Origin of the sequence: Dolichospermum sp. LEGE 00240 (assembly GCF_015207875.1) — a bacterium.
Lineage (GTDB): Bacteria > Cyanobacteriota > Cyanobacteriia > Cyanobacteriales > Nostocaceae > Dolichospermum > Dolichospermum gracile.
In genome coordinates this window covers 1-18,734 of the sequence record NZ_JADEVZ010000006.1, presented here as the reverse complement: position 1 = coordinate 18,734, position 18,734 = coordinate 1, and the positions used below count along the sequence as shown (strand labels likewise).

The following is an 18,734-nucleotide window of genomic DNA, read 5'->3' as shown; positions in this document are numbered from 1 at the left end:
TTCGGCTTGAGGAAAATCTTTTAGCTACTAACCGTTACTCACTGCTATCAAACCCATAACGGCATGGGTGGCACATAACCTGAGCGTCAAAAGGAAGAAAATCAGATGAGCTACCAAAAATTTGTTAAAGATGCAACCCATAAACTCGCACCTTTTAAACCCAATCGCTTTGCCAAAATTTCTGAAAGAGAAGATAAATGTGCTATTGCAGCGTCTGCTTGGAGAGCGCTCTTGGAAAACCGCGATTTGTCAACTTGGAAAGGGATACTTTTCGCGAAAGGTTCCACCGAAATTGCCCTTTATCCAATGCTCTTGTATGAACTCTGCCCGAAAACAATAATCGAAATAGGAGCATTAAGTGGTGGTAGCGCGATTTGGCTAGCGGATCACTTGGAACTGTTCCAGATAGAAGGTTGTGTCTATTCTATCGATATCGATCTTTCCCTACTCGACGAGAAAGCAAAAACTGACTCTCGCGTTCATTTTTTAGAGGGGGATTGTAACAATATGGGTGAAATAATGCCACCGGAATTGCTTTCTGGACTTCCTCATCCCTGGTTGATCATAGAAGATGCCCATGTTAATACGGTGGGAGTAGTTGAATATTTTCATGAAAACGGTCTCAAAATTGGAGACTACTTGATTGTTGAAGATACTAATAAATATCTATGGGAGTTGAACGCGGAGTTGGACGAGGATTCGGATGACCAAGAAGAAACAGAAAAAGGAAAGCGTAAATTAACGGAGTTAAAAAGCTGGCTAATGCTCCACGAAAACGAGTACCTTATTGATACCTACTATCAAGATATGTACGGTTACAACGGCTCGAAAAACTGGAATTCTATCATGAAAAGAGTATAAAAAACTTTTTAGCCATACTATAAACTAAACTTGAATGCCAACATGGAGGAAAAGCAATTGCCTATAGTCTATAGCGACACTGAACTACAATTAACTGCTGACGTGCTGGTAATTGGTGGTGGTCCTGCCGCCGCATGGGCAGCATGGGCAGCCGCGTCCCAAGGTGTTAAAGTTATCATTGTTGATAAAGGTTTTCTAGGTACGAGCGGTGCTGCTGCTGCTAGTGGTAATGGCATCATGGCACCTTCTCCGGAGAATTGGGAGAAAGTTGTATCAGAATGTTACCACGTAGGAAATAACCTTGCTAACTTACATTGGATTGAACGTGTAATTGAAAAAACTTGGCTGAGTTTGCCCTTAGTGGAAGATTGGGGCTATCGTTTCCCCAAAGAAAATGGGGAATCCGTGCGCCAGAGTTATTATGGTCCGGAATATATGCGGATACTTCGCAAAAACTTGTTGCGTGTGGGTGTGCAAATTTTAGACCAAAGCCCGGCTCTAGAACTGTTATTAGCCGAGGACAGCTCCGTGGCTGGAGCTAGAGGTGTACAGAGGCAAAATCATCGCACCTATACTGTTCGGGCTGGTGCGGTAGTTCTAGCGAATGGCGGTTGTGCATTCCTAAGTAAAGCTTTAGGTTGCAATACCAATACAGGCGATGGACTGCTGATGGCGGTGGAGGCTGGCGGTGAACTCTCCAGTATGGAAGCTTCTAACTACTATGGCATCTCGTCCGCTTTCAATGCCACAGTCACAAGGGCTGTTCCCTTTGGCTGGGCTAGTTACACCGATGAGGCAGGTAATGATCTTGGTGGCTATATCAATGGTCGTCGCGATCCATCGTTCCTGCCTAATGCCCTCCTGAAAGCTCCCGTTTATGCCCGCTTTGATAGAGCTACACCTGAAGTCAAAGCAGTGATTGAAAAGTCTCATTTCATCTCCTTTCTACCCTATAAAAAAGCTGGCATTGACCCTTATACAGAACGGGTACCCGTAACACTGGTTTTAGAAGGTACAGTCCGTGGTACAGGTGGAATTCGGCTTGTGAATGATAGTTGTGGTACAAAAGTTCCTGGACTGTATGCCGCTGGTGATGCAGCATCGCGGGAGTTTTTAGACGGTTTAGCTTCTGGGGGTGGCGGTCCTAATGCTACTTGGGCAATATCTACAGGACAATGGGCAGGGGAAGGCGCAGCCGCCTTTGCTAAGAGTCTGGGCGCTCATGCCCATGAACGAGTTGTGCGTCCAGCAGGTCAAGCCGGATTACGTTCCCAGTACCCCGGTTCCGAAACATTCGATAGCGAGACAGTTGTGCGCGGTGTACAAGCCGAAATGTTCCCATTAGAGAAGAATTACTTTCGCTGTGAGCAGAGACTTTTGGATTCCCTCGCCAAATTAGAAATGCTGTGGCTGCAAGTACAAGGAAACCCGAAACAAGATACTGTGCGCGACATGGAATTTTCTCGTCGGGCGGCTGCTCTTGTAGCTGTAGCACGATGGGCATACTTTAGTGCTTTGCATCGCACAGAAACACGCGGTGAACATATTCGCATAGACTATCCCGAAACCGATCCAAGTCAGATTTATTACCAAGCCACAGGCGGCTTAGAAAGGCTTTGGGTGAGACGTGATTGGGTGAAGGATGCGATCGCCACACCACCAGTATTAAACACTCAAACCACAGCCTCAGTATTAAAGTTGTAGCAGGAGCAGTATCATGATCGAGCTTATCAGCCATAAACTCTGTATTAATTGTAATGCTTGTGTCCGAATATGCCCTACCAATGTCTTTGATGCAGTTCCCAACCAACCACCTGTGATCTCCCGACAGGAAGACTGTCAAACTTGTTTTATGTGTGAAGCATATTGTCCTGCGGATGCGCTCTATGTTGCGCCGCAATCTCATGTCAATGTTGCAGTTAACGAGGATGATTTAATTGACAGTGGCATTATGGGTGAATATCGTCGCATCTTAGGTTGGGGATACGGCAGAAAAAACAATAGCGACTTGAATACTGATCATAAACTAGTGCTATTTGAATAATGGGATAGTACAAATACGCTAAGGATTTGAGGATTGGAGAGAAATTGTTTGTTTTCACAGAGATAATTGTGCCATTTGCATAAGTCCTGTTATTGTTTTAAAATTTGAGTGCCAATTAAACAGTTACTTGATTTCGGTCATAACGTATATTTACATCATGTTGAAAGCTTTCAAGCATTTCTTTATGGGAACACTAGTATTCGTCTTCGCATTTGGTATTTTCTTAACTACCGGAGTTGGCATTGCCAAAGCTGACTATTTAGTTCAAGGTGGAAAGATTACCAATGTTCAAAATACTTCTTCTAACGGCGATAATTATGCTATTAGTATCAGTGAGGGAGTTGGTCCTTGTGCAGATAGAGTGATCATCTTACCTGCTTCAGCAGTACTAAATCGAGACATTCATACACGTGGTTATAAAGCTGCATTAACTGCATTATCCAATGGCTTTTTAGTAGATATTTACGACTATACTGGCTCTTCTTGCAGCAATGGTGGCCAAGTAACTATTACCAAATAATTAATTATGCACGCAAATGAAAATTATCATCAGACCTGTCTGAAATATTAACTATTACACTAGTGCGCAAGTGTACTAAATATCAAAAAATAGTAGAGTACGCCTTATGTGAGTTGGAGGCTGGAAGAACGCAATCTCGTTCGTAAGGCTAGGCCTTGCTAGTAAAGTGGAGTCTGAAACCCTTAAAATGACCGGGGCATTTTTAACTCACATAAGGCGTAGAGTAGAACTTTGACCCTCTAGCAAAACGAAAAATCCACTTCATAATATTCAAGAACATCCACACTGTACCTAAATGTTACAAAAAATTAACCGCTATACCCACGGATTTGTTGCGATTCCAGTGATCCTCGCTTGTCGAGAAAAAGGTTTTTTCGAGCTACTAGCCCATGAAAGTCCTCTCTCCTTAGAGCAAATGGTCAAGCATCTGGGAGCTAATACCGGACATTTCCAAGTTGCTTTGAGGATGCTCGAATCTTTACATTGGCTTTCCCGAAATGAGCAACTTAAATATTCTCTGACCTCAGAAGCAGCGATTCACAACCAAATTCCAGAAGACGTTCTCGAGTTGTACCACCTACCAATTGAGTCTTATTTACAAGGAAAACAAGAAAAGTTGCTGGGAAGATGGATTGATCGTTCTTGCCAACTGTGGAATCTGGATAATCCCTTAATAGCAGATTTTTTAGATGGACTACTGCTGATCCCACTCCTGCTGACACTCCACAAACACAACTTGCTTGCAGAGTCGGAAGAGAAACCCTTGTTCTCCTCATTAAGCAGAACAGTGCAAGAAGAATTGGGCAACTTATTTTTCCGCCTTGGTTGGGCTGATCTTAAACCAGGTCGTCTGACTCTAACAGAACTCGGTCAATTTATGGGGGGGCGAGCCTTGAATACCGCCGTAGTTGCTTCTTACACCCCTATGTTGTCTCGCATTCATGATGTACTGTTTGGCGATTGTCTTTCAGTATTTAAAACAGATGATTCTGGTCACGAAAGCCACATTGATCGTACCCTCAACGTGATCGGGAGTGGATTTCAACACCAGAAATATTTTGCCGATTTAGAAGAAAGTATCCTCTCAGTATTCAATCAGTTACCATTGGAAGAACAGCCCAAATACATTGCTGATATGGGGTGTGGCGATGGAACTCTCCTGAAACGAGTCTGGGAAACCATTCAGTTCAAATCTGCTAGGGGAAAAGCGATCAAAGAGTATCCCTTGCGTCTTATAGGTGTGGATTATAACGAAGCTTCTTTAACAGCTACCACATATACCCTTGGTGACCTTCCCCATTTAGTTTTGCAGGGAGATATTGGGAACCCGGAACAAATGGTGCTTTCTTTAAAGGCTCATGGTATTCATGATCCCGAAAATATCCTGCACATCCGTTCCTTCCTCGACCATGATCGTCCCTTTATTCCTCCCCAGAAAAGGAACGAAGTGAAAGAGCGTGCTCACTTACCTTACCAAGCAGTCTGTGTCGATGGTCAAGGAGAGCTTATTCCTCCTCATGTTATGGTGCAGAGTTTGGTAGAACACTTAGAACGATGGTCTCGAGTGGTCACTAAGCACGGTTTAATGATTTTGGAAGTCCATTGTTTAGAACCAAAGGTAGTCTATCAGTTTTTAGACAAAAGCGAAAACTTACATTTCGATGCGTTTCAGGGATTTTCTCAGCAGTATCTTGTCGAAGCCGATGTTTTTCTCAGGTCTGCTGCAGAAGTAGGTCTATTTCCAAAATTAGAGCTTTCTAAAAGATACCCGAAAACGTTTCCTTTAACTCGCATTACGCTTAATTACTTTGAGAAAAGACCTTACAAAATTCGTAATGCCTATTTGTCAGATTTGCCTGCCTTAGTTAACTTGGAGGTCCAGTGTTGGTCAGAACATTTACAGGCATCTGCTAATGAAATTCGGCGAAGACTTGAGCTAAACCCACAGGGGAATTTAGTGCTGATTACAGAAGATCAAATTATTGGTGCGGTTTATTCCCAAACAATCACCAGCACTGAGGTATTAGAGAATGTAAAATATGAGCAAGTGCCGTCGTTACATACTCCCCAAGGGTCAGTTATTCAACTACTCGCACTAAATATTCTGCCTGAGTTTCAGGCGCGGGGGTTGGGAAATGAATTGCGGGACTTTATGCTCTACTACTGTACCCTGAAAGGCGGCATTGAGAGCGTGGTGGGTGTAACTCGCTGTCGCAATTATGTCAATTATTCCCAAATGCCGATGACGGAGTATTTGAAGCTACACAACGAGCAACGGCAGCTTCTAGATCCGATTGTGGGGTTCCATGTGTCGGGAGGAGCCGAAATTAGGGGAATTATTGCTAATTACCGTCCAGAAGATGCAGAGAATTTCGGCATGGGTATTTTGATTGAATATAACCTGCGCGATAGTGCTTTGCACCCCCTTGGCGATCGCCAAGCGCTGTATACCAACTCAGCAATTAGTTCATCAGTACCAACTTTGCCAGCAACATCTGCAACTAAGGAAAACAAAACTGTAGCCGCTCTGGTCAAAGAATGCGTTTTAAAAGTGATGGGTTCCCAACGGGAAGCAGCTTACGCTCCAGAACAAAAACTGCTGGATATGGGATTAGATTCTTTAGATTTATCAGAACTGCAAACGCTGCTAGAGAAACGTTTAGGGGTGAATCTCTCTGGGACGTTCTTTTTCCAAAATAACACTCCAACTGCCATCATTACTTATTTCCAAAACCAAGTAGTACAAGAGAAACAATCTGATCTAGCCTCACCTGTTGACTTAGCCAACGAAATCAACACTCTAGAAAACGTAGTTAACCAACAAAAAATTCCTCAAGTCACAAGAGTCGTCACAGAACAACAAGGTCGCAAGGTACTAATTGACGGACATTGGGTAATAGACTTTGCTTCTTGCAACTATTTAGGTCTTGACTTGCATCCAAAAGTTAAGGAAGCGATTCCACCGGCTTTGGAAAAATGGGGCGTACATCCAAGCTGGACTCGGCTTGTTGCTTCCCCGGTAATCTATGAAGAGTTAGAAGAAGAATTGTCCAAACTTTTAGGCGTACCTGATGTTTTAGTATTTCCATCTGTAACGCTGCTTCAGATAGGAGTGTTACCGCTATTAACTGGGAGTAATGGTGTCATTTTGGGTGACATAGCTGCACATCGTTGTATTTATGAAGCGTGCTGTCTGGCGCAGCAAAAAGGATCCCAGTTCATCCAATATCGACATAACGATTTGAACGATTTAGCCGAAAAGCTAGCAAAATATCCGCTTGAGCAAGTAAAGATTATTGTCATTGATGGCGTGTATTCCATGTCGGCAGATTTTCCCGATCTGCCAGCTTACGTGCGTCTGGCAAAAGAGTACAATGCTTTCATTTACATGGATGATGCACATGGTTTTGGCATTTTGGGCGAAAATCCCAGCAGCGATATGCCTTACGGGTATAAAGGAAACGGGATGGTGAATTACTTTGACCTGCAGTTTGCAGAGGATAATATCATCTATGTCGCCGGTTTGTCCAAAGCCTATTCTTCCTATGCAGCATTCTTAACTTGTGGCGATCGCCAGATCAAAACCAACTTCCGCAACGCTTGGACTGCCATATTTTCTGGTCCTTCTCCTGTTGCGAGTTTGGCAAGTGCCTTAGCTGGACTACAGGTAAATCGTCAGGAAGGGGAGCAGTTAAGAAAACAAATTTATCACTTGACTCGCAAACTGGTTACACAAGCAAGAGCCATTGGATTTGAAGTGGATAATTATGGTTACGTTCCCATCGTCAGCGTGTTAGTGGGAGATGCTCAACATATGATTGATGTCTGTCAACTTCTTTGGGAATATGGTATTTTAATTACTCCGGCTATTTTTCCGATCGTACCTTTAAATAAAAGTGCTTTAAGGTTTTCGATTACGGCTGCCAATACCGAAGAGGAGATAGACCAAGCAATTAAAGCTCTGGAAGGAGTTTGGGTTTTGCTACAAAAGGAGAAATAACCCAAATGACCCATGTAACATTAGAACAGGCGATTGCTCAGGTTCCACTTTCTATTCAATCAGAGTTAAGGACAATTCTTACCCAACATGCTGTAATTGACTCAAGTGTTGTCACCTCTTGGCTTGATCGACTTGGTATTGATATTGGTACGTTAATGATTCAGTTACTACCAGTAGCCACGGCCTATGCTAGGGTACCAATATCGCAGTTTTATGTAGGAGCGATCGCTCTTGGTAAACCAAAATCCAAGAATCAGGTGGATTCTGGAACTCTTTATTTTGGTGCCGATATGGAATTTGTAGGGCAGGCACTTAGTTTCTCAGTTCATGCAGAACAGTCCGCTACCATCAATGCGTGGTTGCATGGAGAGACTGGTTTGCAAGCTTTAGCAATCAATGAGGCACCATGTGGATATTGCCGACAGTTTTTATACGAGATGGCAACTGTAAATCAGGATTTTGTTATTCTCCTAAAGTCCAACAAGACACAAATAGAGCAAACTTATACTTCAAATAGACTCCCATATTTCCTACCCGAGGCCTTTGGACCGCCAAATCTTGGACTTACGAGTGGATTAATGGAAAAAGTATTTCATGGTCTAGAGACTTGTTCTACCGATGATGTTGTGCTTGCTGCTCTATCCGCCGCCAATCAAAGTTATGCTCCCTATACGAAAAATTTTGCAGGGGTAGCGTTAAAAGATTCCCATGGGAATATATTTACAGGTCGGTACGCTGAAAACGCTGCTTATCATTCATCCATGTCTCCGATGGAATCTGCTCTGACCTACATGAATATGAATAGATATCCTCAATCACTATTCGACATTTGTGATGCTGTTTTAGTTGAAGCGGAAACTACCATTAGTCAAATATCTGTCACTGAATCCTTCCTTTCTTCTATCGCCCCTAAGGTCGATCTGAGGTACGCCCCTGCAACTCTCTCCAGTAATAAGTTAGGACTTACACATTGACAGAAACTGAATAATGTACGCTCAAGCCCAAGAGTTTAGGACTTACGCATTGACAGGATCAACCAAATATGAGGTATGGGTTTCGGGCATTTTAACGTGATTTTTTAATTATTTTTGGGCGATAGCGAAGCGCTGCTGCAAGCAGTTCGCTATTGATCGGAAGTTAATCGCCAAAAGCCTGAAACGACGGATTTCCGTTCATGCACATCATGGTAAATTTGTACAGTGCGTAAGTCCTAGAGTTATAGGAATAATATTTGATATTTGAAAAAAACCAAGAGATAATACGGATAGGATGTGCCAGTCTAAAAGAAAACAATGATAAACAAGTATTTACAACAAGAGATGCCAGTGGTGGGTGGAGTCATAGCTGAACTACAGGAATTTATAGATCAAAATCCAAATGTCCGTGAGGTGAGGAAGGGATTAGCAATTAAGCTGGTTTATCAAAGTTACTTATATGAAGAGATACAGACAATCATAGGGGTTTCACTAGGTTCGATAACATTTTTCAAAAATAAAATATTAGTTCTATATTATTCTGTGGTATGATAAAAGACAGAACTGATTAAGAGGAAGCTCATTATGTCTACTGAGTTGACAAACGAACAAGTATTTAAACTGATTTGCATGGAAGTCATTGAAACCATGGGATTCGCACACTTTCCTCCTCTTATTTTAGTCTATGAGATGACTAATTCCGGATTTGTAGATTGGTGCGAACAGATGGTTTTTATTGATGATGACGGTAAGCTCAATGAAGGAGAAAAATTCTTATTAGATTGGATGAGAAAGAACGTAGGAAACTTCGATCTGATACGTCAATTAATGCCCGTTGCTGAGCGTCTAGAAATGAAAATGAGGTCTTAATTTTAGGTATTTAACTTCAAACTATCGAAAAAGGCAGGAGGCAAGCGATAGCGAAGCGCTGCTGCAAGCAGTTCGCCAGCCTCCAAAACGACGGCTAAAATCCTTATTTTTTTCGTCAACTTTCAAAAGTTTTCGGTCTACTGAATGTAAAAACTGCTGTACCGTCTTTCAATGCGTCCATACTCTTTGACACGACCGAGATATTTTTGTAGACCCATAGGTTCAATTTTCTGTATTTCTTTTAACACCACCGAATGTGTTTCTTAGCAGTTAAGTCTGTTACTATTTTTCTTTAAATTTGTTTCACTATTGGAAGTTGAGATGACAAAGCAAGATTTAACAGAACTCCAAAATAGCTTGGATAAGGTTGAGATGACAACATCTGCCCCAGAAAATAACCGATATATTTTGGGTGTGCTGTCAATTATTCTGGCAACTCTAATCTATGGCTCAATCTTCCCAATTACTAAGGGTTTAATCAGTCAGGTCTCTAAAGAAGTGCTAATAGCAGTTCGCTTTACAATGGCAGCTGTAGTTTTTGCCCCATTCCTTCGTAATCTGAATGTCCGCCTAGTGCGTGATGGGGCAATCCTCGGACTGTTGTCTTGGTGTACCAGTGTTAGCGCGACTTTTGGGCTGGAGACATTCTCTGCCAACCGAGGGGCATTCGCCTTCGGACTAAGCGTGATCTTTGTGATGCTGTTTGATCTGTTGTTGGGCAAGCGCATAGCTCCCAGAGCCATACTAGGAGCCGTGCTGTCCTTCAACGGAATTGGGGTAATGTTTTGGGGGAGTGGAGAGTCTCTTAACGGTGCAGGTTGGCTGCTCCTTTGCGCCGTGTTCAACACAGCTTACTTAATAGCAATTCAGCAGTTTGTACAACGTCATCCAACTGTGCAACTAGTTGCAGTTTCATTATGGATGCCAGCAGTCGCAGGTTTGTTATGGGCTGTTCCCGAACTAACTACTCATTTTGAGGCGATTGTTGCCAGTCTCAGTGTCAATCTCAGTGGTCTCATCTATCTAGTGGTAGTTGATACTGTTGTATTTACTTGGTTGGAAATGATAGGACAACGCTGGGTTCCGGCTAACGAAGTAGCAATCCTGCAAACCCTGGAGCCATTGGTGACGGCAATTATCTCGTTTTGGCTACTGGGCGAGACATTTGAGATTCACGATTTTATTGGCGCTAACATGATATTAGCGGCAATGATTTTGATTGTAACCCGCCCCAAGATTGAGGAAAGTAGTTCGCCTGTCTCTGTGCCAACAGAGAGTGTTCCACAGCCTCTCGAATTACCAGCAACGAGTGAGGCTCCTATTCCTCTAATCAATTTGCAACTGCAAACATATGAGCAGCAGATATTGGATGAGAAGTAACCCCTTTAGTCTATTGTTCTCTGACATTAAGCCAATAGAACCTTTAGCTGCTTTAGCCTGGAAATTTTTAACCATATTTGATACTCACTCGATACTCAATTTTGATTTATTTGATTACTATAAACTGGATTTGTAGCATAAATTAACGCCTAGAATTAGGTATCAAGGGTTTGATCTGATCTTGTTTTCCCAAGCAACCTGATTATGGTGTAGATTGTGGTATTTTGGAGATGATTGGGTTATTTTTGGCAAGAGTGGTGTGAAAAACCGCAGGGTAAAATTGCCGCATCAACACGCCGAAAATCATGTATTTTTGTAAATGTGGCGAAAACCTTCAGCAATATCGCTAAACAAAGATCACAAACTGCGATAATTTAAGAACAGCTTTTGGATTAATCCATGTACCGTGAGACAACCGGGAACTTATCCACTATCTGGATAAAAGCTTGGGTAATTATTCGTGGCAATTGCACGAGTAAGTATGAACTGTTAAATCTGTGATTAGACCAATCTAAAACATACAGGTTTAAACCAAGAATCCTTCGCCTGTAAAGGCTTAGGAATGTCTAAAAAAATTAAAAAAAGCTTTGGCAACTGATTCTTAGGTGAACTATGGCACAACGGACTAGGTTGGGAGATATTCTCAGACCCTTAAATGCTGAGTATGGTAAGGTATCTCCAGGTTGGGGAACAACACCCTTAATGGCTGTATTTATGGGTTTATTCTTCGTATTTCTGCTAATTATTCTCCAAGTTTATAACAAGTCTCTGTTAATTCAGGATGTGCTTGTGGATTGGCGCGGTTTAGGCGGCTAATGACTATCCAGTCATCAAGCTGACAATTAGCATCTACCCGGCTCGTCCGGGTTTTTTTATTCTTGAAAAAAATGCTGAAAAATAGGGATAAAATTAATCTAGATCCCAAAGCTATAAGGTAGTTGTGGCGGTTTTTCTGTACACAGGAGAGAAGAATGAATATATTTGGTATCGGGTTACCAGAAATGGGTGTCATTATGGTAGTTGCATTATTAATCTTTGGACCCAAGAAATTACCAGAAATTGGTCGCAGTTTGGGAAAAACCATTCGCAGTTTTCAAGAAGCCTCTAATGAATTTCAAAGCGAGTTCAAAAAAGAATCTGAACAACTAAAAGAAACTGTGCAAACAACCGCTAAATTAGAGCATAAACACATTGAAGCTGAAAAAAACCAGCCAGAAAATATACAAGGATGAAAGATGAACAATTAAAACCAACGGCTTTGGTAATTCCCCAGCTAATTGTCGGACTGGGAAATCCAGAGCCTAAGTATGATCAAACTCGTCATAATATTGGCTTTGCAGCCATAGATACCCTAGCTCGCGCGTGGCAAATTTCTCTAGCTGAAAATCGCAAGTTTCAAGGAGAGTTTGGGGAAGGGAATGCAGCGGGTAAGGGTAAAATCCGCTTGCTTAAACCCTTAACCTATATGAATCTTTCAGGACAAGCTATTCAAGCCGTGACAAATTGGTACAAAATACCGCCTGAATCAGTATTAGTAATTTATGATGATTTAGATTTACCTTTGGGCAAAACTCGCTTACGTTTATCCGGTTCTGCGGGTGGACATAATGGTATGAAAAGCATTATTTCTCATCTAAATACCCAAAATTTCCCCAGATTGCGAATTGGCATAGGTAAGCCAAAGGGCGCAATAGATGGGGATAATTCTCATACTGTTTCTCATGTTTTGGGACGATTTTCCACTGCTGAGAATAAAGTTATGTCTCAGGTTTTAAACTTTGTTGTTGAGTGTGGAGAATTTAGTTTTAAACAGGGAGTAGAAAAGGCAATGAATCTTTGCAATACCCAGAATTTTACTGGTATTACGTGAGTTCGACATAACGATAATTTGTGGAAAACTCACCCCACGTAGGAGTCTCAAGCCCTTATTCTCTCCTTGAAAAAATCATAACTCCGTTCGCGTAGCGTCTCCGAAGGAGAAACTCCGAACTCCGAACTCACGTGGTATTGATTCTTGATGAGTAGTTGCTTGTTCAGAGAAGGAGTTAGGAATCCTGACTCCTGACTTCCGGGACAATGTGCGATAAGTTAAATTTTGTAATATTCTATAAATATGGCTTTCATAATATGTATCTAAATTTATGGACTTAGAACCCGCTACGGTGCTTGGAATTGCCTTTTGCTCGGCATTGGTTGCTATTACTGGTATGGCAATTTATACATCTTTTGGACCTCCAAGTCAGGAATTAGATGATCCCTTTGATGATCACGATGATTAATAGGGTTATTAATTTAACATGATGGATCATGGTGGGCAATGCCCACCCTAATGAGCTAGGATGTATATAAATTTGATTTACTTACTTTTTGTTTCAGCATGAGCCGCATAAACACTCTTGACATTATACCAATTCAAGAAAATCCGGGCAATTTCCAAAGCCAATTGCGGTTTACCAATATTAATTAACCATTGTAAAAACGGAGACATAGTTCTTTCATTCAATAATCCGTTTACAGAAAGAATCCCCCATAATAGACGATGAAACCAGGTCATTTGAATCATCATTTTTACTTCCCAAGTGGGATGTTTTTGATAAAACAAAACTCCCATGCGTCCCCGTTGAATTTCCTGATCAATTAACTTAGGAATTTGCTGTAAACTAAATGGTGGATGCCAGTGATAACCAACGGCTTCAGGACATTTAATTAATTTTAAACCCAAGTTTTTTAACCTAACACCTAATTCTAGATCTTCCCAACCATAAAGTTGAAAACTATTATCAAACAATCCAGCTTTTTCTAACCAATGTTTGGGAATAGCCACATTACCCGTAGCAAAGAAAGCAGCAGAAAAATCTGTGATTTTATAAGGTTCACCCGTAGGATTATTGAAATTACAAGTATTAATTACAGCACCGTAAGTAAAAAAGCGATCGCTCCCTAATTTCTCCCTTCCCTGTACCAAAGCATTTGTATGAGCTTGGAGGAAATTAGACAGAACCACTAAATCACTATCAATAAAAATAATTGTGTCACCTTGCGCTTTTTCCACCCCTAAATTTCGCGCTGCTGCTGGACCTGCATGATTTTGTTCAAAACAGCGGACGTGGGGAAACTCATCTTTATGTAAAGCTAACCAATTTAAAGTACCATCGGTAGAGCCATCATCTACTAACACAACTTCATAGTCTTCTATATAAGTTTTATTGCTGAACTCCTGACTCTCCAAAGCGCGGAGGCACTTTTCCAAAATTGGTAAACGATTATATGTAGGAATGACAATACTCAAAAACACAATTGCACCCAAAAAATTATTACCCATATTTAGGATAAAACAAATATAGCAAAGTCACAGTTGCATAAAAAAATATCCGCTAGGCAAGTCAGATATAATAATGACTCATTCTTTGTTTTCCTAAGTGGAGAAATTCATGGGTCGCGCTAAAAAGGTTGTTCTAGCATATTCTGGTGGAGTTGATACTTCTGTTTGCATTCCCTATCTCAAGCAAGAGTGGGGAGTAGAGGAGATAATTACCCTAGCAGCAGATTTAGGTCAGGGAGATGAATTAGAACCAGTTCGAGAAAAAGCTCTTAAGTCCGGTGCAAGTGAATCCTTGGTAGCGGATGTTAAGGATATATTTGTTAAAGACTACGCATTTCCGGCGATTCAAGCCAACGCGCTCTATGAAAACCGCTATCCTCTTGGTACAGCCCTGGCTCGACCCTTGATTGCTAAGATACTGGTAGAGGCGGCTGCGAAATATGGTGCAGATGCGATCGCTCACGGTTGTACAGGTAAAGGTAACGATCAAGTACGCTTTGATGTTGCCTGTACAGCCCTCAACCCTAACCTGAAAATCCTAGCACCAGCCAGAGAATGGGGTATGAGTCGGGAACAAACCATCGCCTATGGTGAGAAATTTGGTATTCCTGCACCCGTGAAAAAATCCTCTCCTTTTAGTATAGATAAAAACTTGCTAGGTCGCAGTATTGAAGCTGGTACATTGGAAGACCCAGCCAACGAGCCACCGGAAGAAATCTATGAAATGACCAAAGCCATAGCTGATACTCCCAACGAGCCGGAATATCTAGAAATTGGCTTCCAAAAAGGGCTTCCTACCACTATCAATGGCACATCAAAACAGCCTGTTGAGTTAATTGAACAACTCAATAAAATCGTGGGAAATCATGGAATTGGCCGCATTGACATGATTGAAAACCGTTTAGTAGGCATCAAATCACGGGAAATCTACGAATCACCAGCCATGATAGTTCTGATTAACGCCCACCGTGACTTAGAAAGCCTCACACTAACAGCAGATGTCACTCAGTACAAACGAGGCATAGAAGAAACCTATACCAAACTTGTATACAACGGACTTTGGTATAGTCCACTCAAAGCAGCCTTAGATGCCTTTATTCAACAAACACAGGAAAGAGTTTCCGGTGTAGTGCGGTTAAAACTTTTCAAAGGTAACGCCATCATAGTTGGGCGTTGGAGTGACAATACCCTTTACACTCCCGATTTAGCCACCTACGGCGCAGAAGATCAATTTGATCACAAAGCCGCAGAAGGCTTCATCTACGTTTGGGGACTACCTACCCGCATTTGGGCGCAGCAGAATAAGTAGAAGGCAGGGGGCAGGGAGCAGGGGGAAATCATTATTCTCATTACCAATGCCCAGTCCCCAGTCCCCAGTCCCCAATACCTACTCTTCCGTTTGCTGCTTAACTTCGCGGGACTCTAACCAAATTGGTACAGCAATCACAGCAACTAAAATCAGTAACGCCAAAATTGCAAATTTACTGACCCAGGCTACCAATTGTTCCAGGGAAATAATTCTTCCCGCGAAAAAAGCTAATGTCACCATGACACTACCCCAAGCAGTCGCTCCAGCTAGATTATAAATTAGGAATTTACCGAAGGGCATTTCCGCTATACCTGCAAGTGGCGAAGCAAAAATTCGCAACAAAGCGAAAAAGCGCCCAAAAAATACAGCTTTAGCGGCGTTTTCCGTAAATTGCTCTTTAATACTTAGTAGTCGGACTTCGGAAATGCGGAAAATCTTCCCAGCTTGTAGCAGAAAAGGCCAACCACCCACTCTACCTATCCAATAGCCGCAATTACCGCCAATTACAGCACCTCCCACAGCGTTACCGAGAACTAGCCAGTAATTTAATTCATTACTACCGGCAAGGAAACCACCAACAATCGTTACGGTTTCGCCAGGAAGAGGAATGCCCAAATTTTCTAGCAATATTCCCAAAAAAATCGCTAAATAACCATAATTATGAGCAATTTCTTGGATGTTTTCTAGTGAAAGTAGCTCAAAAGACATCCAACACCACCGAGTTTACAAATTTTTACCTTTACCATATCTTTGCTTGCTTTTGGCTATGGTGTCAATCAAACCGCAATAGGAGGAGTTCAGGAGTCAGGAGTTCAGGGGGAAGAAGAAGAAAGAAGAATAGTTTTTATCAATGACCAATCACCAATCACCAATCACCAATCAAACCGGATTGCTATGGTAATTTGAGATAATGATAAGTTCGTTACCGAAATTAACGGTAAATTATGCTTATACTAGAAAGACATATAAACAAATTATACGGCATAAATACTGAAAAAGATTTTTTCAACTGTGCTGCTGTTAATTCTCATAAACTTTGCGAAAACAGTCATTATGCGGTTGAATTATAAACAGTATGGATGTCAGTTTGCCCTTTCTTTTGTGTTTTAAATACTCAGTTAAATTTATGACTCTTACACAAGAACGCCAAGTAATTTTGTTCAAACCCCAAGGTAGTATAGACCTCGATAGTGGTACTATCTTGAGCGAACAGATGGCTGCAATTGAACCTCAGCATCACCAACTCTGGGTTATAGATTTATCAGAAGTAGATTTCATGGATAGTTCTGGATTGGTTCCACTTGTCAAGGGACTTACCACAGCGCGTCAAATTGGTTGTCGGTTGGTTCTTTGCAACGTTAAAGCTCCAGTTAAGTTGATTTTGGAACTTACCCAGCTTGATTCAGTATTTGAAATTTTCCCAAGTTACGAAGATATTTTCACTCCTGTTACCAATCAACAGCTAGTAGCAACTGGAGTTTAGACTAAATCAGTATTTTTATATCTTTTAATATCCCCGACTTCTTTAAGGAGTTGGGGATTTGAAATTAATTAACCTCTCAAATAATTTCGCCAATATGGCGACAAATGTGCGATAATTAACCCCATATTTCCCAAAACAAGGAATCAGGTGGGGTGTGAATCTGATGATAAGTACGACTATAGGCGGACGCTATTGTATTACTACCAGGTTAGGACAGGGTGGATTTGGAACTACTTATTTAGCCAAGGATACCCAACGTCCTGGGTCTCCCGTTTGTGTGGTTAAGCATTTTACACCATTAACTACAAAACCAGAGCAATTAGAAAAAGCTCAAGAATTATTTGAACGAGAAGCAGGAATTTTACAAAAACTCAATCATCCACAAATACCCAAACTTTTAGCGTTTTTTACCGAAAATCAACAGTTTTTCATAGTTCAAGAATTTATTAAAGGACATGATTTAACGAAAGAATTACCACCTACATCTACCAATACTAATATCAGTGAACCATTTGTTATTAAATTATTAAAAGATATTCTGGAAGTATTGGAATATATTCATGGTGAAGGTGTAATTCATCGTGATTTAAAACCAAGTAATGTCATGAGACAAGAAATAGATAATAAAATAGTCATCATTGATTTTGGGATAGTTAAACCTGTTAAACCAATTAATAACCAAGAAGATGATACTCAAATAATTGGTAATGAACTTATTAACCAAGAGAATGGTAATTATAATCCTACAAGAATTGGCACTAAAGGATATGCACCCAGGGAACAAGGAGAAGGTAAACCAGAATTCAATAGTGATATTTTTTCTCTAGGAATGATTGTAATTCAAGCACTTACAGGAATAGAGGCTAAAGATATCAATAATGATAACAATAACCAAGAAATAAGTTGGCGTTATTATAGTAAAATTAAAGTTAGTGATCAACTTGCAGACATTTTAGATAAAATGGTCAAATCTGATCATAGAGACCGTTATCAGACAGTAACAGAAGTATTAACAGCATTACAAAAAATATCTATAATATCTAGAAAAAGTCCATTACTACCACCTAAAATTTATCATTTATTCCTGAAAATTGCCCCTTTGGGATTAATCGTAATCATAGGAATAATTGTATTTTCAAACCGTCCTATTTCTGAATGTGATGGAAAATTAGCAACTTATAAAAATCAGGAACATAATATAGAAATTGAATATCCTGAATGTTGGTTCGCGGACGAAACTCCTATCTCAGTCATTGGAATTGGTAAAATAGTTACATTTGTTCAACCTCAACAAAAAGCTAGATTGATTATTAGTAGTTCTGAATATTCGGGAACTTTAGAAAATTACGGAAAAGACCAGGAGAAGATGATCAAAAGTAACCTAGAATCATCAAATATCATAGAAAGAAGTTCAACTATTATCGCAAATCAAACAGGACAAAAAATAATTGTCACTGGTAAAAATGAACAACAAAAAATCAAAAATATGTATGTAATGACTTTGAGAAAAAATCAAGCTTATTTAATTGCTTATACTGCACCCATAGATGATTATGATAAGTTGATTAAACCTGTAGAAGATATGATAAAGTCATTACAGATTGATTAAATTAATCTATAATATCAATATTATAAATACTTACTGTCAGAATCAGGATGTCCAGGATTTGAGGATTTAGGGAACACCAAAAAATAAATTACCCAATTTTGTGGGATGGGTATTCTTGCCCGTCATTGATGATTAGCGGGCAAGATGCCCGCACTACAAGAAATTTTTGAGTATTTTTTTAATTGGAAGTCCCTTAGAGGTTGTTTGAAAAGTATTAGATGAACCCGATAATCTCTAGAAACCTAACCCCCCTTCCCCCCTTCCCTACAAGGGAATGGGGGTTTCAAAGCCTCTCCCCGCGTCGGGGAGAGGTTTGGAGAGGGGTTTATTTATACATTAAAAACTTTTCAAACATCCTCTTA

Annotated in this window: 17 protein-coding genes and 1 pseudogene; 16 read left to right on the top strand and 2 right to left on the bottom strand. The window is 40.8% G+C overall.

Annotated features, from left to right (window positions below):
* Nucleotides 1–105: 105 nt before the first annotated feature.
* The 13 genes and pseudogenes from IQ226_RS03100 to psbN all read left to right on the top strand — a co-directional run bounded on the left by IQ226_RS03100 (nucleotide 106) and on the right by psbN (nucleotide 12,928).
* Complete coding sequence (locus IQ226_RS03100) at nucleotides 106–861, top strand: CmcI family methyltransferase (RefSeq protein ID WP_193891976.1); 756 nt, start codon at nucleotides 106–108, stop codon at nucleotides 859–861.
* Between the two features lie 57 nt (nucleotides 862–918).
* A complete protein-coding gene (locus tag IQ226_RS03095; protein WP_370567072.1) occupies nucleotides 919–2,565 on the top strand; it encodes an FAD-binding protein in 1,647 nt (548 codons plus the stop codon).
* 13 nt (nucleotides 2,566–2,578) lie between these two features.
* Nucleotides 2,579–2,905, top strand: a complete 327-nt coding sequence (locus IQ226_RS03090) for a 4Fe-4S binding protein (protein ID WP_193891974.1) — start codon at nucleotides 2,579–2,581, stop codon at nucleotides 2,903–2,905.
* A gap of 157 nt (nucleotides 2,906–3,062) precedes the next feature.
* On the top strand, nucleotides 3,063–3,425 hold the full coding sequence (locus tag IQ226_RS03085; protein ID WP_193891973.1) for a DUF5992 family protein: 363 nt from the start codon (nucleotides 3,063–3,065) through the stop codon (nucleotides 3,423–3,425).
* 295 nt (nucleotides 3,426–3,720) lie between these two features.
* Complete coding sequence (locus IQ226_RS03080; protein WP_193891971.1) at nucleotides 3,721–7,425, top strand: aminotransferase class I/II-fold pyridoxal phosphate-dependent enzyme; 3,705 nt, start codon at nucleotides 3,721–3,723, stop codon at nucleotides 7,423–7,425.
* A 5-nt stretch (nucleotides 7,426–7,430) separates the two neighbouring features.
* Nucleotides 7,431–8,399: a cytidine deaminase gene (cdd, locus tag IQ226_RS03075; RefSeq protein WP_193891968.1), complete on the top strand. Its 969-nt coding sequence runs from the start codon at nucleotides 7,431–7,433 to the stop codon at nucleotides 8,397–8,399.
* A 318-nt stretch (nucleotides 8,400–8,717) separates the two neighbouring features.
* A pseudogene (locus tag IQ226_RS24860) lies at nucleotides 8,718–8,915 on the top strand (IS630 family transposase); the annotation flags it as partial.
* A 69-nt stretch (nucleotides 8,916–8,984) separates the two neighbouring features.
* Nucleotides 8,985–9,269, top strand: a complete 285-nt coding sequence (locus IQ226_RS03070) for a hypothetical protein (RefSeq protein ID WP_028088625.1) — start codon at nucleotides 8,985–8,987, stop codon at nucleotides 9,267–9,269.
* 321 nt (nucleotides 9,270–9,590) lie between these two features.
* On the top strand, nucleotides 9,591–10,649 hold the full coding sequence (locus tag IQ226_RS03065) for a DMT family transporter (RefSeq protein ID WP_193891965.1): 1,059 nt from the start codon (nucleotides 9,591–9,593) through the stop codon (nucleotides 10,647–10,649).
* A gap of 612 nt (nucleotides 10,650–11,261) precedes the next feature.
* The gene (psbH, locus tag IQ226_RS03060; protein ID WP_193891962.1) at nucleotides 11,262–11,465 is read left to right on the top strand and encodes a photosystem II reaction center phosphoprotein PsbH; all 204 of its coding nucleotides are present in this window, start codon (nucleotides 11,262–11,264) and stop codon (nucleotides 11,463–11,465) included.
* Between the two features lie 155 nt (nucleotides 11,466–11,620).
* Nucleotides 11,621–11,881, top strand: coding sequence for a TatA/E family twin arginine-targeting protein translocase (locus tag IQ226_RS03055; RefSeq protein WP_193891959.1), 261 nt, complete (start codon nucleotides 11,621–11,623; stop codon nucleotides 11,879–11,881).
* Nucleotides 11,878–12,519 (top strand): aminoacyl-tRNA hydrolase, encoded by a 642-nt coding sequence (gene pth / locus IQ226_RS03050; RefSeq protein ID WP_193891957.1) that lies wholly within the window; start codon nucleotides 11,878–11,880, stop codon nucleotides 12,517–12,519. The genes IQ226_RS03055 and pth overlap by 4 nt, the downstream gene beginning before the upstream one ends.
* Nucleotides 12,520–12,790: 271 nt before the next feature.
* Nucleotides 12,791–12,928 carry a photosystem II reaction center protein PsbN gene (gene psbN, locus IQ226_RS03045; RefSeq protein ID WP_027402855.1) on the top strand — a complete coding sequence of 46 codons (138 nt, stop codon included), beginning with the start codon at nucleotides 12,791–12,793 and terminating at the stop codon, nucleotides 12,926–12,928.
* A gap of 77 nt (nucleotides 12,929–13,005) precedes the next feature.
* On the opposite strand, the gene IQ226_RS03040 is transcribed toward psbN, so the two are convergent.
* Nucleotides 13,006–13,971 (bottom strand): glycosyltransferase family 2 protein, encoded by a 966-nt coding sequence (locus IQ226_RS03040; protein ID WP_193891955.1) that lies wholly within the window; start codon nucleotides 13,969–13,971, stop codon nucleotides 13,006–13,008.
* Nucleotides 13,972–14,080: 109 nt separating this feature from the next.
* Here IQ226_RS03040 and IQ226_RS03035 point away from each other — a divergent pair, with 109 nt between their 5' ends.
* Nucleotides 14,081–15,280 (top strand): argininosuccinate synthase, encoded by a 1,200-nt coding sequence (locus tag IQ226_RS03035; protein WP_193891953.1) that lies wholly within the window; start codon nucleotides 14,081–14,083, stop codon nucleotides 15,278–15,280.
* A 78-nt stretch (nucleotides 15,281–15,358) separates the two neighbouring features.
* On the opposite strand, the gene IQ226_RS03030 is transcribed toward IQ226_RS03035, so the two are convergent.
* A complete protein-coding gene (locus tag IQ226_RS03030; RefSeq protein ID WP_193891951.1) occupies nucleotides 15,359–15,988 on the bottom strand; it encodes a DedA family protein in 630 nt (209 codons plus the stop codon).
* Nucleotides 15,989–16,406: 418 nt separating this feature from the next.
* On the opposite strand from IQ226_RS03030, the gene IQ226_RS03025 reads away from it, so the two are divergent.
* Together IQ226_RS03025 and IQ226_RS03020 are read left to right on the top strand one after the other, a co-directional pair.
* Entirely contained in the window at nucleotides 16,407–16,763 is a 357-nt protein-coding gene (locus tag IQ226_RS03025; protein WP_193891949.1) for an STAS domain-containing protein, read from the top strand.
* A 163-nt stretch (nucleotides 16,764–16,926) separates the two neighbouring features.
* The gene (locus tag IQ226_RS03020; RefSeq protein WP_193891946.1) at nucleotides 16,927–18,372 is read left to right on the top strand and encodes a serine/threonine-protein kinase; all 1,446 of its coding nucleotides are present in this window, start codon (nucleotides 16,927–16,929) and stop codon (nucleotides 18,370–18,372) included.
* The last annotated feature ends 362 nt before the right edge of the window (nucleotides 18,373–18,734 follow it).

Coding starts and splice junctions, on each gene's coding strand:
- IQ226_RS03100 (WP_193891976.1), top strand. CDS start 106: ATGAGCTACCAAAAATTTGTTAAAGATGCAACCCATAAACTCGCACCT.
- IQ226_RS03090 (WP_193891974.1), top strand. CDS start 2,579: ATGATCGAGCTTATCAGCCATAAACTCTGTATTAATTGTAATGCTTGT.
- IQ226_RS03085 (WP_193891973.1), top strand. CDS start 3,063: ATGTTGAAAGCTTTCAAGCATTTCTTTATGGGAACACTAGTATTCGTC.
- IQ226_RS03080 (WP_193891971.1), top strand. CDS start 3,721: ATGTTACAAAAAATTAACCGCTATACCCACGGATTTGTTGCGATTCCA.
- cdd (WP_193891968.1), top strand. CDS start 7,431: ATGACCCATGTAACATTAGAACAGGCGATTGCTCAGGTTCCACTTTCT.
- IQ226_RS03070 (WP_028088625.1), top strand. CDS start 8,985: ATGTCTACTGAGTTGACAAACGAACAAGTATTTAAACTGATTTGCATG.
- IQ226_RS03065 (WP_193891965.1), top strand. CDS start 9,591: ATGACAAAGCAAGATTTAACAGAACTCCAAAATAGCTTGGATAAGGTT.
- psbH (WP_193891962.1), top strand. CDS start 11,262: ATGGCACAACGGACTAGGTTGGGAGATATTCTCAGACCCTTAAATGCT.
- IQ226_RS03055 (WP_193891959.1), top strand. CDS start 11,621: ATGAATATATTTGGTATCGGGTTACCAGAAATGGGTGTCATTATGGTA.
- pth (WP_193891957.1), top strand. CDS start 11,878: ATGAAAGATGAACAATTAAAACCAACGGCTTTGGTAATTCCCCAGCTA.
- psbN (WP_027402855.1), top strand. CDS start 12,791: ATGGACTTAGAACCCGCTACGGTGCTTGGAATTGCCTTTTGCTCGGCA.
- IQ226_RS03040 (WP_193891955.1), bottom strand. CDS start 13,971: ATGGGTAATAATTTTTTGGGTGCAATTGTGTTTTTGAGTATTGTCATT.
- IQ226_RS03035 (WP_193891953.1), top strand. CDS start 14,081: ATGGGTCGCGCTAAAAAGGTTGTTCTAGCATATTCTGGTGGAGTTGAT.
- IQ226_RS03030 (WP_193891951.1), bottom strand. CDS start 15,988: ATGTCTTTTGAGCTACTTTCACTAGAAAACATCCAAGAAATTGCTCAT.
- IQ226_RS03025 (WP_193891949.1), top strand. CDS start 16,407: ATGACTCTTACACAAGAACGCCAAGTAATTTTGTTCAAACCCCAAGGT.
- IQ226_RS03020 (WP_193891946.1), top strand. CDS start 16,927: ATGATAAGTACGACTATAGGCGGACGCTATTGTATTACTACCAGGTTA.